This window comes from Pseudomonas helvetica (assembly GCF_039908645.1).
Lineage (GTDB): Bacteria > Pseudomonadota > Gammaproteobacteria > Pseudomonadales > Pseudomonadaceae > Aquipseudomonas > Aquipseudomonas helvetica.
In genome coordinates, this window is record NZ_CP150917.1 from 6,328,751 (window position 1) to 6,342,439 (window position 13,689).

13 protein-coding genes are annotated in these 13,689 nt (G+C 58.5%); 7 read left to right on the top strand and 6 right to left on the bottom strand.

Annotation, left to right across the window (positions count from 1 at the left end):
- Positions 1-38: 38 nt before the first annotated feature.
- Positions 39-1,583, bottom strand: a complete 1,545-nt coding sequence (locus AABM55_RS29325) for a PLP-dependent aminotransferase family protein (RefSeq protein ID WP_347928425.1) — start codon at positions 1,581-1,583, stop codon at positions 39-41.
- 104 nt (positions 1,584-1,687) lie between these two features.
- On the opposite strand from AABM55_RS29325, the gene AABM55_RS29330 reads away from it, so the two are divergent.
- From AABM55_RS29330 to AABM55_RS29340, 3 genes are read left to right on the top strand one after another with little or no spacing between them, the layout of a single operon-like run.
- Positions 1,688-2,317 (top strand): FMN-binding negative transcriptional regulator, encoded by a 630-nt coding sequence (locus AABM55_RS29330; RefSeq protein ID WP_347928426.1) that lies wholly within the window; start codon positions 1,688-1,690, stop codon positions 2,315-2,317.
- A gap of 2 nt (positions 2,318-2,319) precedes the next feature.
- Complete coding sequence (locus AABM55_RS29335) at positions 2,320-2,766, top strand: GNAT family N-acetyltransferase (RefSeq protein WP_347928428.1); 447 nt, start codon at positions 2,320-2,322, stop codon at positions 2,764-2,766.
- Positions 2,767-2,783: 17 nt separating this feature from the next.
- Positions 2,784-3,455: a GNAT family protein gene (locus tag AABM55_RS29340; RefSeq protein ID WP_347928429.1), complete on the top strand. Its 672-nt coding sequence runs from the start codon at positions 2,784-2,786 to the stop codon at positions 3,453-3,455.
- Positions 3,456-3,583: 128 nt separating this feature from the next.
- Here the strand turns inward: AABM55_RS29340 and AABM55_RS29345 are convergent, their stop codons facing one another.
- Positions 3,584-4,483 carry a homocysteine S-methyltransferase family protein gene (locus tag AABM55_RS29345; RefSeq protein WP_347928430.1) on the bottom strand — a complete coding sequence of 300 codons (900 nt, stop codon included), beginning with the start codon at positions 4,481-4,483 and terminating at the stop codon, positions 3,584-3,586.
- A 113-nt stretch (positions 4,484-4,596) separates the two neighbouring features.
- Here AABM55_RS29345 and AABM55_RS29350 point away from each other — a divergent pair, with 113 nt between their 5' ends.
- Both AABM55_RS29350 and AABM55_RS29355 read left to right on the top strand, forming a co-directional pair.
- Positions 4,597-5,418, top strand: coding sequence for an ABC transporter substrate-binding protein (locus AABM55_RS29350; RefSeq protein WP_347928432.1), 822 nt, complete (start codon positions 4,597-4,599; stop codon positions 5,416-5,418).
- Entirely contained in the window at positions 5,415-6,251 is an 837-nt protein-coding gene (locus tag AABM55_RS29355) for an amino acid ABC transporter permease (RefSeq protein ID WP_347928434.1), read from the top strand. Before AABM55_RS29350 ends, AABM55_RS29355 begins: the two co-directional genes overlap by 4 nt.
- A 146-nt stretch (positions 6,252-6,397) precedes the next feature.
- On the opposite strand, the gene AABM55_RS29360 is transcribed toward AABM55_RS29355, so the two are convergent.
- Both AABM55_RS29360 and AABM55_RS29365 read right to left on the bottom strand, forming a co-directional pair.
- Complete coding sequence (locus AABM55_RS29360) at positions 6,398-6,703, bottom strand: hypothetical protein (RefSeq protein ID WP_103314809.1); 306 nt, start codon at positions 6,701-6,703, stop codon at positions 6,398-6,400.
- A 422-nt stretch (positions 6,704-7,125) separates the two neighbouring features.
- Positions 7,126-7,410, bottom strand: coding sequence for a helix-turn-helix transcriptional regulator (locus tag AABM55_RS29365; RefSeq protein ID WP_103314810.1), 285 nt, complete (start codon positions 7,408-7,410; stop codon positions 7,126-7,128).
- Between the two features lie 345 nt (positions 7,411-7,755).
- Here AABM55_RS29365 and AABM55_RS29370 point away from each other — a divergent pair, with 345 nt between their 5' ends.
- Positions 7,756-9,951 (top strand): autotransporter domain-containing protein, encoded by a 2,196-nt coding sequence (locus tag AABM55_RS29370; RefSeq protein WP_347928436.1) that lies wholly within the window; start codon positions 7,756-7,758, stop codon positions 9,949-9,951.
- A gap of 135 nt (positions 9,952-10,086) precedes the next feature.
- Positions 10,087-10,374 (top strand): hypothetical protein, encoded by a 288-nt coding sequence (locus tag AABM55_RS29375; RefSeq protein ID WP_146039794.1) that lies wholly within the window; start codon positions 10,087-10,089, stop codon positions 10,372-10,374.
- Between the two features lie 76 nt (positions 10,375-10,450).
- On the opposite strand, the gene oadA is transcribed toward AABM55_RS29375, so the two are convergent.
- Positions 10,451-12,259 (bottom strand): sodium-extruding oxaloacetate decarboxylase subunit alpha, encoded by a 1,809-nt coding sequence (gene oadA / locus AABM55_RS29380; RefSeq protein WP_103314812.1) that lies wholly within the window; start codon positions 12,257-12,259, stop codon positions 10,451-10,453.
- Positions 12,260-12,270: 11 nt separating this feature from the next.
- Positions 12,271-13,686, bottom strand: a complete 1,416-nt coding sequence (locus AABM55_RS29385; RefSeq protein WP_019694334.1) for an acetyl-CoA carboxylase biotin carboxylase subunit — start codon at positions 13,684-13,686, stop codon at positions 12,271-12,273.
- Positions 13,687-13,689: the final 3 nt, after the last annotated feature.

Below are 13,689 nucleotides of genomic sequence, written 5' to 3' on the forward strand. Positions count from 1 at the left end.
ACGGACGCTGATCGCGACTCCATCCTCCGCCCCCAGCATCACCAGACCTTTTTCAACCGCCCGAGCGCTGCGCGGATCGCCTCCTCGGGCACCGCCGCGAAACCCAGCACCAGCCCGGCGCGCTGGTCTGGCGGGGTGCATGACTCCGGCAGCCAATAGTTACTCAGACCATTGATCTCGACATCAACACTCGCCGCGGCGTCGATCAATTCGCGCTCGCGGGCCTGAGTGTCGACCGCCACCGTCAAGTGCAGCCCCGCCGCGACACTTGGCAGGCTGCCAACACCCGGGATATCCACAGGCCAACCCGCCAACAGCGTGTTGCGCCGACTCAAGGCCGCGCGCCGCATACGGCGGATATGCCGCTGAAAATGCCCGGCAGCCATGAACTCGGCCATCACCGCCTGAGTGCTCACCTCGGAATGGCGCACATCCACTGCACGACGCTGGGAGAACGCGTCTACCAGGCCCATCGGTAACACCAGATACCCCAGACGCAATGCCGGAAACGCGACTTTGCCGAAGGTGCCGACGTAAAGCACCCGCCCCTGTCGATCCAGCGCCGCCAAGGGCGCCAGTGGGGCGCCGCTGTAGCGATACTCGCCGTCGTAGTCATCCTCGATGATCCAGCCGTCAGTGCGTTCAGCCCAGGCGAGCAATTCCAGACGCCGCGCCAGGCTCATGATCACCCCGGTCGGATATTGATGAGACGGCGTGACGTAGGCCAATCGACAGTCGCTCAATTCAGCCAGTTCAGCACAATTGATGCCTTCGTTGTCCACCGAGACCCCATGCAGCCGCGCCCCGGCTACGGCGAAGGCATGCCCAGCCGCGCGATAGCCGGGGTTTTCCACAGCCACTCCATCGCCGGGCTCCACCAGCAGCTGTGCACAAAGGCTAATCCCCTGCTGTGCGCCACTGGTGATCACAATTTGCTCAGCACTGCACTGCATGCCGCGCGAACTGCGCAAATAGGCCGCGATCAATCCGCGCAAGCGCTCGTAACCTTCGGGCGCGCCGTAACACAGTTGCTGTAAATCCGGCTTACGCCAGAAAGCCGCATTCAGCTTGGCCCAGACCTCAAACGGGAACAGGTCAAAGGCCGGTACACCCACCCGAAAAGCCCTCGGCGGACCACTTGGAGGCCTGGGCAAATGGTGCTTCTCGACCCGCTCCAAAGCACCGCTGTGGATAACTTTACTGGATGAAACCACAGGCAAATCCAGCCATTCTGTGGATAACCCTGTGGGTAAGCCTGTTGGTAACCCTGTGGATACTTTTGTGGATAGTTTTTTCGTCGGCAATGCCGTTTGCGGCAATTGCGCCACATACGTGCCGTCCCCCACCCGTCCCTCGATGAAACCTTCGGCGTAGAGCTGATCGTAGGCACGGACCACGCTATTGCGCGAAATCGACAACGCCGCAGCCAGATCGCGGCTGGCAGGCAAGCGTGTGCCACTCACCAGCCGACCGTCGAGCACACGCAGGCGCAAGGCCTGATAGAGCTGACGACTCAAGCCCTGACGGCGATCGAGTTCGATACCCGCCGGGTTGAACGACAGGGACAGCAGCGAGTTGTTCATGGCAATGGAGCCCCGCTAATGGACCTACGAAATTGGCTGTTAATGGCTCTTACAACAGACCAATAGCCTGCCTAGGATAAAGGCATTCGCCAAGGAAAATATCCATGTATACCCCCAGCGCATTTGCCATCGACGACCTCCCCGCACTGCATCAGCAGATCCTCGACACACGCCTGGCCGTGTTGGTTACCCACGGCGAGCAGGGTTTTCAGGCCAGCCATGTGCCGCTGCTGCTCAGCCCGGAACAAGGGCCGAATGGCACCCTTTACGGTCACCTGGCCCGAGCCAATCCACAGTGGCAGGAGCTGGAGGCCGGGGCCGAGGCGCTGGTGATTTTTGCCGGGGCCGATGCTTACGTCAGCCCGTCGTACTACCCCAGCAAAGCGGACCACGGCAAAGTCGTGCCGACCTGGAACTACGTGGCAGTGCATGCCTATGGCAACGCCGAAGTGTTCAGCGATGCTCATCGCCTGCGCAATCTGGTCAGCGCCCTGACCGATCGCCATGAACACGATCGCCCTCAGCCGTGGAAAGTCGACGATGCGCCGGCCCATTACATTGACGGCATGCTCAAGGCCATTGTCGGTTTCGCCCTGCCGATCCAGCGTCTGGAAGGCAAGCGCAAGCTCAACCAGAACCGCAGTACCGCAGACATCGCCGGCGTGCGCGAAGGGCTGATCGCCAGCGCCAACCCGCACGACCAGGCCCTCGCCCATTTGATGCCCAAGGAATGATCATGAGTCAGATCGAGATTCGCCGCGTTACCGCCGATGACCACGCCGCTTGGCTGCCGTTGTGGCAAGCCTACTTGCGCTTCTACAACACCGAGCTGCCAGAGGCTGTCAGTCACAGCACCTGGCAACGGTTCCTCGACCCGAGCGAGCCGACTCACGCAGCCCTCGCCTGGGCCGATGGCAAAGCGGTGGGCATGGTGCATTTCATCTATCACCGCTCGAACTGGAGCATTGAAAACTCCTGCTACCTGCAAGATTTGCTGGTGACGCCCGAAACCCGTGGCACCGGCGTCGGCCGCAAGCTGATCGAATTCGTCTACGCCACGGCCAAGGCCGACGGTTGCTGCAAGGTTCATTGGTTGACCCACGAAACCAACGCCACCGCGATCCAGCTCTATGAGCGCATTGCCGAACGTCCTGGTTTCATCCAGTTTCGCCAAGCCCTTTAAGGCTCAAGGAGAGCAACATGTCGACTTCACTCGCTGACTGGAAAGGCGCTCCAGCGCCCTCGGTTCAACTGATCGAAGGACGCTTCATTCGTCTGGAAAAACTCGACCCGGCACGCCACGCCGACGGCTTGTTCAAAGCCCTGCAAGGCCCCGGCGCCGACCCGAAGCTGTGGGATTACTTGCCTTACGGCCCGTTCCCGGAACGCAGCGCCTTCAATGATTGGCTGAATAACCACGCCGCCAACAGCGACCCGTATTTCTTCAGCGTCATCGACCGTGCCACCGGTGAAGTGCAAGGCCTTCTCAGCCTGATGTCGATCGTCCCGGCCCACGGCCGCATCGAAATCGGTCACGTCACCTTCGGCGCAGCGATGCAGCGCTCACCGAAAAGCACCGAAGCGGTGTTCCTGCTGGCCAAAGAATCGTTCGCCCTGGGCTACCGTCGCCTGGAATGGAAGTGCAACAACGGCAACGCCCGCTCCAAATACGCCGCCGAACGCCTGGGCTTCAGCTTCGAAGGCGTATTTCGCCAGCACATGGTGGTCAAGGGCCAGAACCGCGACACCGCGTGGTATTCGATTCTGGATTCGGAATGGCCGGCGATTGGGGCGGGGTTTGAGAAGTGGCTGTCGGATGAGAACCAGACAGATTCGGGGCAGTTGAAAACCCTGGCTGAGTGCCGCGCCTGATGTTCGTTCCCACGCTTTGCGTGGGAATGCCTCACTGGACGCTCTGCGTCCGCTTTTGAATATGACGCGGAGCGTCAGGGGCTGCATTCCCACGCGGACGGTTCGACGCCTCGACGCGGGAACGATCTTTACGCCAGCTTCTGCGCCAACACCGCAATATGCTCCGGGCCAATCCCACAGCAACCACCGAGATGGCTGGCGCCGCGTTTCTGCCAATCGGCCGCCCAATGCAGGTAACCGGGCGGATCGAGGTCCTCACGCAACGGGTCCAGACCATCATTGGCCGTGGCCTCTTTCGGTTGCGGCGGGAAGGCGTTGGCGTACGCACCGATGTGGACTTTCACACCCAAACGCTCGAAGGTTTCCCGCGCGGCATCAATCGCTGCACCGATTACTTCCGGCTGGCTGCAGTTGAACAGCAGCGTCTCGACCCCCAGCTCTGCGGCCACCGCAGCGGCATCGGCCACCGGTTCACCTGAACGCAAACGCGGTACTTCGTCCGTGTCTTCATCCTTCAAGGTAAACGACAACCAGAACGGCTTGCCGTCCTTTGGCAAGCCGGCATGAATAGCCCGCGCTTCGACAATCGAACTCTGGGTTTCAGCCAGCCACAGGTCGACATGAGGTGCCAGGCCCGTGACCAATGGCGTCAGCAATTCAGTCACCCGGGCAGCATCAAAAAGGTCCGGACGATAGGAGCCGAACAGCGGCGGCAATGAACCCGCCACACGCACGGGCTGTCTAGCCGCGTCGGCTGCACGCCGTGCCAGCTCCCCCGCCAATGCGGCGAGCGCCTGACCTTCAGCCGCAAAACGTTCTTCACCGATATGAAACGGCACCACCGCGTAGCTGTTGCTGGTGATCACGTTTGCACCGCTTTCGATATAAGCCGTATGGACGGCCTCAACCGCTTGCGGTGCTTCGCTCAACGCCAGCGCGGACCACTCAGGCTGCCTGAACGGCGCGCCTCGGCGTTGCAGTTCGCGACCCATACCGCCATCCAGAATTACCGTGCTGCCTGCGTCCATATATTTTTTACTCATATGCTTATGAAAATAACTCACTATCAGAGTCGTTCTTATAACTATTAAATACGCACCATTCCGTTAATAACAAACTCTTTTTTAGTCAGGAACTGCCCGTGAAACTTCAACCGCTACTGGCCCTGGGCCTGACGATTCTCGCTGCTTCTTCCCAAGCCTTTGCCGGTGCCACGCTGGATCGTATCGAGCAAAAGAAAGAGTTGGTGGGCGTGCTGATGGAAAGCTATCCGCCGTTCTCGTTCCTCAACGATCAGAACCAGCTCGACGGTTTCGACGTCGACGTGGCCAAAGCCGTGGCGGACAAACTTGGCGTCAAACTGCGTCTCGAAACGCCGTCCTGGGACGTGATCGCTGCCGGTCGCTGGAGCGGTCGCTATGACATCTGCATCTGCTCCATGACCCCGAGCAAGGCCCGCGCCGAAGTCTTCGATTTCCCGGTGGAGTACTACGCTTCGCCAGCCGTGATCGTGGTCAATGCCAAAGACGATCGCATCCATGGTGCCAAAGACCTGAGCGGCAAAAAAGTCGGCCTCACCAGCGCGTCCAGCTACGAAAGCTACCTGAACAAAAACCTGGTGATCGAAGGCGCTGAAGACACCCGATTGCAGTACCCGTTCGAGGACGTGCAGATCGCCCCGTATGACACCGACAACGTCGCCTTCCAGGACCTGAGTCTGGGCGCTGGCGTGCGACTGGATGCAGTCCTCACCAACCTTGTAACCGCACAACCGCGCCTGACTGAAGACAAACGCTTCAAGCTTGCCGGTGAGCCGCTGTACTCGGAACCCAACTCCGTGGCCATCGAAAAGGGTGATGCCCAGTGGGATGGCAAAGTGCGCGAAGTCTTTGCCCAGTTGAAACAGGACGGCACCTTGAGCAAGCTCTCGCAAAAATGGATCGGCGCCGATATCAGCAAATGACTTCTTTCCCCAAACCTCCTCAGCCGCCGCAACCGGTGGCTGAGTCATTGCTCAAACGTGTCTTTGGTTTTCGTACCCGCCTGTACCTGACCTGGGCGACGATGCTGGGCCTGTTCGCGAGTTTCTTCCTGAGCTTCGACCTGAAGTTTTCGATCATTCTCGACAAGCTGCCGAACCTGATCGGCCTGCATCTGGCGCCCAACGGCTTCTTGCAAGGCGCAGCACTGACACTGTTTTTGTGCCTGTGCTCGATTGTCGCCTCGTCGCTGCTGGGCTTCATCACCGCCCTGGCGCGGTTGTCGAAGAGTGCCGTGGCGTTCGGCATCGCCAGCTTCTACGCCTCGTTTTTTCGGGGCACGCCGTTGCTGATTCAGATCCTGCTGATCTACCTCGGCCTGCCACAGCTGGGCATTGTTCCTGGCGCCATTGCCGCCGGGATCATTGCGTTATCGCTGAATTACGGTGCGTACCTGAGCGAAATCTTCCGCGCCGGCATTGTCGGTGTACCGTATGGCCAGCGCGAAGCTTCCCTCGCGCTGGGGATGCGCGAGTCGGTGATTTTCTGGAGAGTCACCCTGCCACAGGCCATGCGCACCATCATCCCGCCCACCACCAACCAATTCATCTCGATGCTCAAAGACTCATCACTGATCTCGGTGATGGGCGTCTGGGAAGTGATGTTCCTGGCGCAGTCGTATGGCCGTTCCAGTTACCGCTACATCGAAATGCTGAGCACGGCGGCGATCATTTACTGGCTGTTGTCGATTGGTCTGGAGTTGATTCAGGCGCGGATGGAGCGGCATTACGGGAAGGCGTACAAGCAGCGGAGCTAAGGGTTCAGCTGATCGTACGCCGAATCTTCACTACGCCAACAATTGGCAATTGATCGAACCGGAGAAAGCGATTTGCAATCGACAGCAAATAAAGCTGCGTGGATAAACAGCTTTATTTGAATAGAACTACCTCTTCTGCTGAGTGGTTATCCCTTCGCGGGCTCGCCTGGAGCTGACTCCGTCGGCCCGCAATTGCGACTTAGCTTCCACCCCAACGCATCCAGTGCGTCACAACCGTCCTGAATCAACAAATGCGCGGCATTGGCGAAGTGCTCCAGGTCGTAGCCTTCGGCATCCTTCACGCTCAGGCAGCTCACGCTGTTAAGCAGATTTCGACCGATCTTGAGACGGTGAATGGCGGTTTCGAAAAGATCACAGGCGTCGGCGTCGAGGTTGATGAACAGCGTAGGGTCGAGACTGAGGTTGCTTTGGAGGGGGGAAAAGTTGGGCATGATCTAACTCCGGTAGTTTGCAAGGAATGGCTCCTGGTGTTTGACCGGCTAAGATCAGTCACGGCCTGAGCGGTGACACAAGGACTATAGGCGAGCAAAAAGCGATGCAAAACCCGGTTTCCGCATCTCGGAGTCGTCCTACGCGAATGAGAGAAATGACCTTTTGAAACAGGTTAGCTATGAGGTCGCCCTCGCGGGCAGCCCCAATGCCGGCAAGTTACGCCGTTACGCGAACCGTAGCAGCTGGCGAAGCCTGCGTTCGGCTGTGAAGCAGTCGCAAATAGGCGATATGCAGTGTTCCTGAAAGGATGAAGTTTGGCATTTTGCGAGCGCTACGCACTCGAACGCAGCCTCGCAAGCTCGACAGCTGCTACGGGGAATATATTGAAGCCGAAGCTCCTTAACTTACCGGAGGGTCGCCTCTAGTCTCGATTGATAAAACGACGAACCTTCACAACCCCCATTCGAAACCCAAACGGTCTGAACACTGCATTCAACGACTTCAGCGTCTGGTTCCCTTCCCCGTGCTCGATATGCACCAGCGTGCGCACCGAAATTTTGCACATCTTCGCAAACTGACTCTGATGCAACCCCGTAACCTCAACCCGCAAACGTCGGACCGCCTCACCAATCTCCAAGGTGCCGTCAGCCAATCCTTCCTGAATGCTTTCGAGTAGAGCCCCTCGCTCAAGTACCGACATTCCCATGTTCATCGACTCCGAACAAATCCAACCCACCCTCCGACTATGCAATTTAATGCAGATATTGAGACTAAACACAGATAAAACATGCATTAAATTGCATATCAAAGCGTTTTTCAGTGCGAAAGAGCGGTGGCAGACGAGTTTCCGAGCCTTCGCCAATCGACACATCCGAGAACGTCGTAAGGAAAAACGTCAGCATAGGGAGGCCAATAGTCATATGGCCTCCTGGACGTGCCCTTTGCTACAACCGAAGCTCCAGCGCCTTGCACAAGAGCAAGAAATACCCGGCATCGGGGCATGTGCCCGCCCTTTTAAAGTTCGACCTCCCCAAGGAAGAGGTCGCACTCAATGCCCATTTTGCACGCTCATCGTCCACACCATCTCGCCCTGGCAATCGCGCTCGCACTAAGCGGTGTCGACATTGCGATTGCCCAGCAGCTTTCCATCAATGCCGAACCCCATCAGATCGAGACGCCAGTCGACCCGTTCGCACGGCTTCAAGCATTCATCAAGGCGACCGATACCACCCCAACCAAGATCACCAAGGCTTACAAAAAAGGTCCCGACGGTATCGCCCTGCAGCTGGACGACGCCAATGATCTGGTGATCGTACTCAACCGCGGAAGCTTCAACGGGGTGGTTGACGGAGGTGGTGGTCAAAACGTATTGCAGCTCGACGCCAAGAACGGCGGCACATTGGATGAGAGCCGCAACTTTACCGTGCTGCATGCCAAACAGGGCGATTGGATACTGACCGGTTCCAAGGATTTCAAGGAAAGTACGCTGGTCGATAAAGGCTCCACGCTAACCAACAATGGAGGTGTTGCAGGCGGTGCAGAAACCCGAGGCACGCTCATCAACAACGGCTGGATCGGTGGCAGCGCAAACGTCCTCCACGGTGGCCATCTGAGCAACATGGGCGACATCAAAGGCCATGTGGTCGTTGGCGAAGGCGCAACATTCAGCGGCAAAGGCAACGTCGGTAGTCTGAATGTGCATGGCGGCTTCGTGGTCGACCGTTCGCAGGGCGCAGCGCAGATCAACGGTGATTTGAAACTGTTCGAAAGTGCCGAGTTGTCCTATGAGATCAACGCCGACGGTAGCGCCGAAACCATCATAGTCGACGGTACCGCAATACTCGAAAACGCGAGCCTGACAGTCAACGCGATGGACGGCGAATACCCGCTCACACAACGCTACACAGTGCTTGAAGCGAATAAGGTCGAAGGTGAGTTTGGTAAAGTCAGCAGCAACCTCGCCTATATGACGCCAACCTTGGCCTACACCGACACCCACGTGGGCCTGATCTATGCCCGCAACGACGTGCCACTGGAAACCTTTGCCACGACCGAGAACAGTCGGGCACTCGCCAATAGCCTCGAACCCGAGCAACAGAGCGCCCCGGTTGCCGCAGCGCCACACGATGAATCCCCGCCCACTCCAGCAACCGCCGATATCGCGCCAGCGCTTCTGCCAAGCCCACCGGATGAACATCAACCAGCACTTACTCCTGTGATGAATACCGCCATCAATGCCCTGCTCACCAGCAACACCGCAACGGCCGCCATAGCGCTGGAGCAACTGGCCGGCGTCAGCAACGCCAATCTCGCCAGTGCCACTTTGAGCAGTGTCCGGCCGGTCAGCGCGAGCATGCTTTCGACCCTGCGCGAGTTGAGCAACGATGCGAGCCTGCAAGATTTCTCGGCAACCGGTCACGATACCAACGGCAGGGTCTGGGTCCAGGCCCTGGGCAACTCCGCAACCCATGATGACAAACTGGACGACAGCGCCCTTCGGCAACGCACTCACGGCATCGTGGTGGGGGCCGACTGGTCACTCGATAATGAATGGCGCGCGGGCTTACTCGGTGGCAAATCACAGACTCGCCTGGACGGGGTGCTGCTGGACGGCGATCTCGACAGCTGGCACCTCGGGGCCTATGCGCTGCGTCAAAGCGGCCCGCTGACCTTGCGACTGGGGGCGACTTACAGCAGTCATGACGGAACCACCAAACGCAATATTGCCTTCGCTCGTTACAGCGACCAGCTCAAAGGCAGCTACGACGCCAGCAGCCAGCAGGTTTTCGCCGAAGTCGGTTACAACCTGAGCAGTGGCGCCCTGCAGGCCGAGCCTTTCGCAAGCCTGGGGTATGAACATTATCAACGCGACAGCTACCGGGAAAAAGGTGGAGATGCTGCGTTGAAAGTCGACAAGCAAACCCTACGCAACTTCAACAGCATCTTTGGCCTGCGCCTGGCACACCGCAGCGACCTGGAAAACGGCATGCGCCTGACCCCGCGTATGAGCGCTGGCTGGAAGCACACCTATGGCGATGTCAGCAGCCATGTACGTCAGACTTTTTTGGCGGGTAGCGAGACGTTCAACGTCGAAGGTATTCCACTGGATCGCAACAGCCTGACACTGGAAGCGGGGTTGGACTTGAGGGTCTCGAAGCATCACGCTCTGAGCGTTGCCTACAACGGTGAGATGAGCAGCAACAGCCACGAAAGCGGCGTGATGGGTCAGTGGCGGATGAGTTTTTGATAAGGACTGGATGGACAAACACCTGTCACTTCTGACAGTAGACGACCTTATAACCTGCAGCCTAGCCTATTTCCCTGAAGCAGGTGTCGACTACTTGCTCTGATTTCAGTTCTCCATCGTTAAGGAGTTTCCGTGATGAACAACGAGACATCATTAGTAAGTCTGCCTGCAACAGCAAAAGCGGGTGATTTCATCTCACTAACGCATGAAAAAGTCCAGAGTATGACTGGAGTTTATTCAATCCAATTTGTACCTCTAGCGGGAGGAGCGGTACACGTAGCAAACATCTGCCGTCAGTCTGAAAGCTATGCGTGGTTCACAGTCCCTTATGTACAGCCAGGCGAGTACAACATAAAAGGCACATACCCGGCGCAAAGCCCGATAAAAGATCCGCTAATCGGAACACTGAGGATCGTTGTCTAGCAGTTCCTTGCACATGGACAAAAAAAGGGGGGCACATGCCCCCCCGAGGTAAAGCGTTGCAGTCGAGGCTGTTAAATCAGCCTTCGATCTCGATCAGTATTTCGCCCGGATTGACCCGGTCGCCCTTGGCCACGTGGATGGCGGTGACTTTGCCGGCGATGGCCGCTTGTACTTCGGTTTCCATCTTCATCGCTTCGGTGATCAGCACTGCCTGGCCGGCTTTCACGGTGTCGCCTTCCTTGACCAGCACATCGACGATGTTGCCTGGCATGGTGGTGCTGACGTGGCCCGGTGCGCTGGCTTGCTTGCGCTTGCTGCTACCACCGCTGACGAACTCGTTGAGTGGCTCGAACACCACTTCTTCCGGCATGCCGTCGATGGACAGGTAGAAGTGACGCTTGCCTTCGGACTTGACGCCCACACCGGTGATGTCGACGCGATAGGTTTCACCGTGAACGTCAATGACGAACTCCGTCGGCACACCTTCGCCGCCCGCCGAGGTCACACCGCCTGCTTCCGGAATCGGCAACAACACTTCCGGAGTCAGGGTGCCGGCTTCGCGTTCTTCAAGGAACTTGCGCCCGATGTCCGGGAACATCGCATAGGTCAGTACGTCTTCTTCAGACTTGGCCAACGCACCGATTTCGCCGCGCAGCTTGGTCATTTCCGGCTTGATCAAATCCGCCGGGCGGACATCGATGACTTCTTCGCTGCCGATCGCCTGACGGCGCAGCTGCTCGTTAACAACACCCGGCGCTTTGCCGTAACCGCCTTGCAGGTAGAGCTTCACTTCGTTGGTGATGGTCTTGTAGCGCTCACCGGCCAACACGTTGAAGAACGCCTGAGTACCGACGATCTGCGACGTCGGGGTCACCAGCGGAGGAAAGCCGAGGTCTTCGCGAACCCGCGGGATTTCGGCCAATACTTCGCTCATGCGGTTCAGCGCGCCCTGCTCTTTCAACTGGTTGGCCAGGTTGGAAATCATCCCGCCCGGCACCTGGTTGACTTGCACGCGGGTGTCGACGGCGGTGAATTCACTTTCGAACTGGTGGTACTTCTTGCGCACGGCGTAGAAGTACAAACCGATTTCCTGCAGCAGCTCCAGACTCAGGCCGGTGTCGAACTCGCTGCCCTTAAGGGCGGCAACCATCGACTCGGTGCCCGGGTGGCTGGTGCCCCAGGCGAAACTGGAGATCGCGGTGTCGATATTGTCGGCACCATTTTCGATGCCCTTGAGTTGGCACATCGCGGCCAGGCCGGCGGTATCGTGAGAGTGGATGAACACGGGCAGCGATTGCTCGCTTTTCAGTGCTTTGACCAATTCGCCAGTGGCGTACGGGGTCAGCAGGCCGGCCATGTCCTTGATCGCCACGGAGTCGCAACCCATGGCTTCCATTTGCCTGGCTTGCTCCACGAACGCCTCGATCGTGTGCACCGGGCTGGTGGTGTAGGCGATGGTGCCCTGGGCGTGTTTGCCGGCCGCTTTTACCGCTTCGATGGCCACCCGCAGGTTACGCACGTCGTTCATCGCATCGAAGATGCGGAACACGTCAATGCCATTCACGGCCGCCTTGGCGACGAAGGCTTTGACCACGTCGTCGCTGTAGTGGCGATAGCCCAACAGGTTCTGACCGCGCAGGAGCATTTGCAGACGCGTGTTAGGCAGCGCCGCACGCAGTTTGCGCAGACGCTCCCACGGGTCTTCTTTGAGGAAGCGTACGCAGGCATCGAAGGTCGCGCCGCCCCAGACTTCCAGCGACCAGTAGCCGACTTTGTCGAGCTTGTCGCAGATCGGCAGCATGTCGTCAGTGCGCATGCGAGTCGCGAGCAGCGATTGGTGAGCGTCGCGCAGGATTGTGTCGGTTACGTGGATTTTTTTAGTCATTGGAATATTCCTCACAGGCCTGCGTGGGCGGCAATGGCGGCGGCGATGGCCAGGGCCAGCTCTTCGGGTTTGCGCTTGATCGAGTAGTTGGTCAGCTCAGGGTGGCTTTCAACGAAGCTGGTGTTGAACTGACCGCTACGGAATTCCGGATTACGCAGGATTTCCTGGTAATAGGCGGCAGTGGTCTTGACCCCTTGCAGACGCATGTCGTCGAGGGCGCGCAAGCCACGGTCCATCGCCTCTTCCCAAGTCAACGCCCAGACCACCAGTTTCAGGCACATCGAATCGTAGAACGGTGGAATGGTGTAACCGGTGTAGATCGCCGTGTCGGTACGGACGCCGGGACCGCCGGGTGCGTAGTAACGGGTGATCTTGCCGAAGCTCGGCAGGAAGTTGTTTTTCGGGTCTTCGGCGTTGATCCGGAATTGCAGCGCAAAACCGCGGTGCTGGATGTCTTCCTGCTTCACCGACAGCGGCAGGCCGGAGGCAATGCGGATCTGCTCACGGACGATGTCGATACCGGTGATTTCTTCGGTGATGGTGTGTTCCACCTGCACCCGAGTATTCATCTCCATGAAGTACACCTCGCCCTCGGCGAGCAGGAACTCCACGGTGCCGGCGTTCTCGTAACCCACGGCCTTGGCCGCACGCACCGACAAGTCGCCAATGTAGGCGCGCTGCTCTGGTGTCAGTTGCGGGCTCGGGGCGATCTCGATCAGCTTCTGGTTACGACGCTGGATCGAGCAGTCACGCTCGAACAGGTGCACCACGTTGCCAAAACTGTCGCCAAGGATCTGCGCTTCGATGTGCTTGGGATTGACGATGCATTTTTCGAGGAAGACTTCCGCTGAACCAAAGGCCTTGGTCGCTTCGGAAATCACCCGCGGGAAAGCTTGTTCCAGCTCATCGCGGCTGTTGCAGCGACGAATCCCGCGACCGCCACCACCGGAGGTGGCCTTGAGCATCACCGGGTAACCGATGCGATCACCTTCGGCCAGAGCTTCGGCGATGTCGGCGACGTTGCCTTCAGTGCCCGGAGTGACCGGTACGCCAGCCTTGATCATGCTACGGCGGGCTTCGGTCTTGTCGCCCATGCGGCGAATGACTTCTGCCGACGGACCAATGAATTTGATACCGCGCTCGGCGCAGATATCGGCCAGCTCGGCGTTTTCCGAAAGAAAGCCGTAACCTGGGTGCAACGCGTCGCAACCGGTTTCCACCGCGAGGTTCACCAGCTTGCGCGGGTTCAGGTAACCGGCCAGTGGCTCGGCACCAATGCTGTGGGCTTCATCGGCACGTTTGACATGCAACGCATGGCGATCGGCGTCGGAATAGATCGCGACCGAACGAATGCCCATCTCGGCGCAGGCACGTACGATTCGTACGGCAATCTCACCACGGTTGGCAATCAGGATCTTTTTTATCACTTG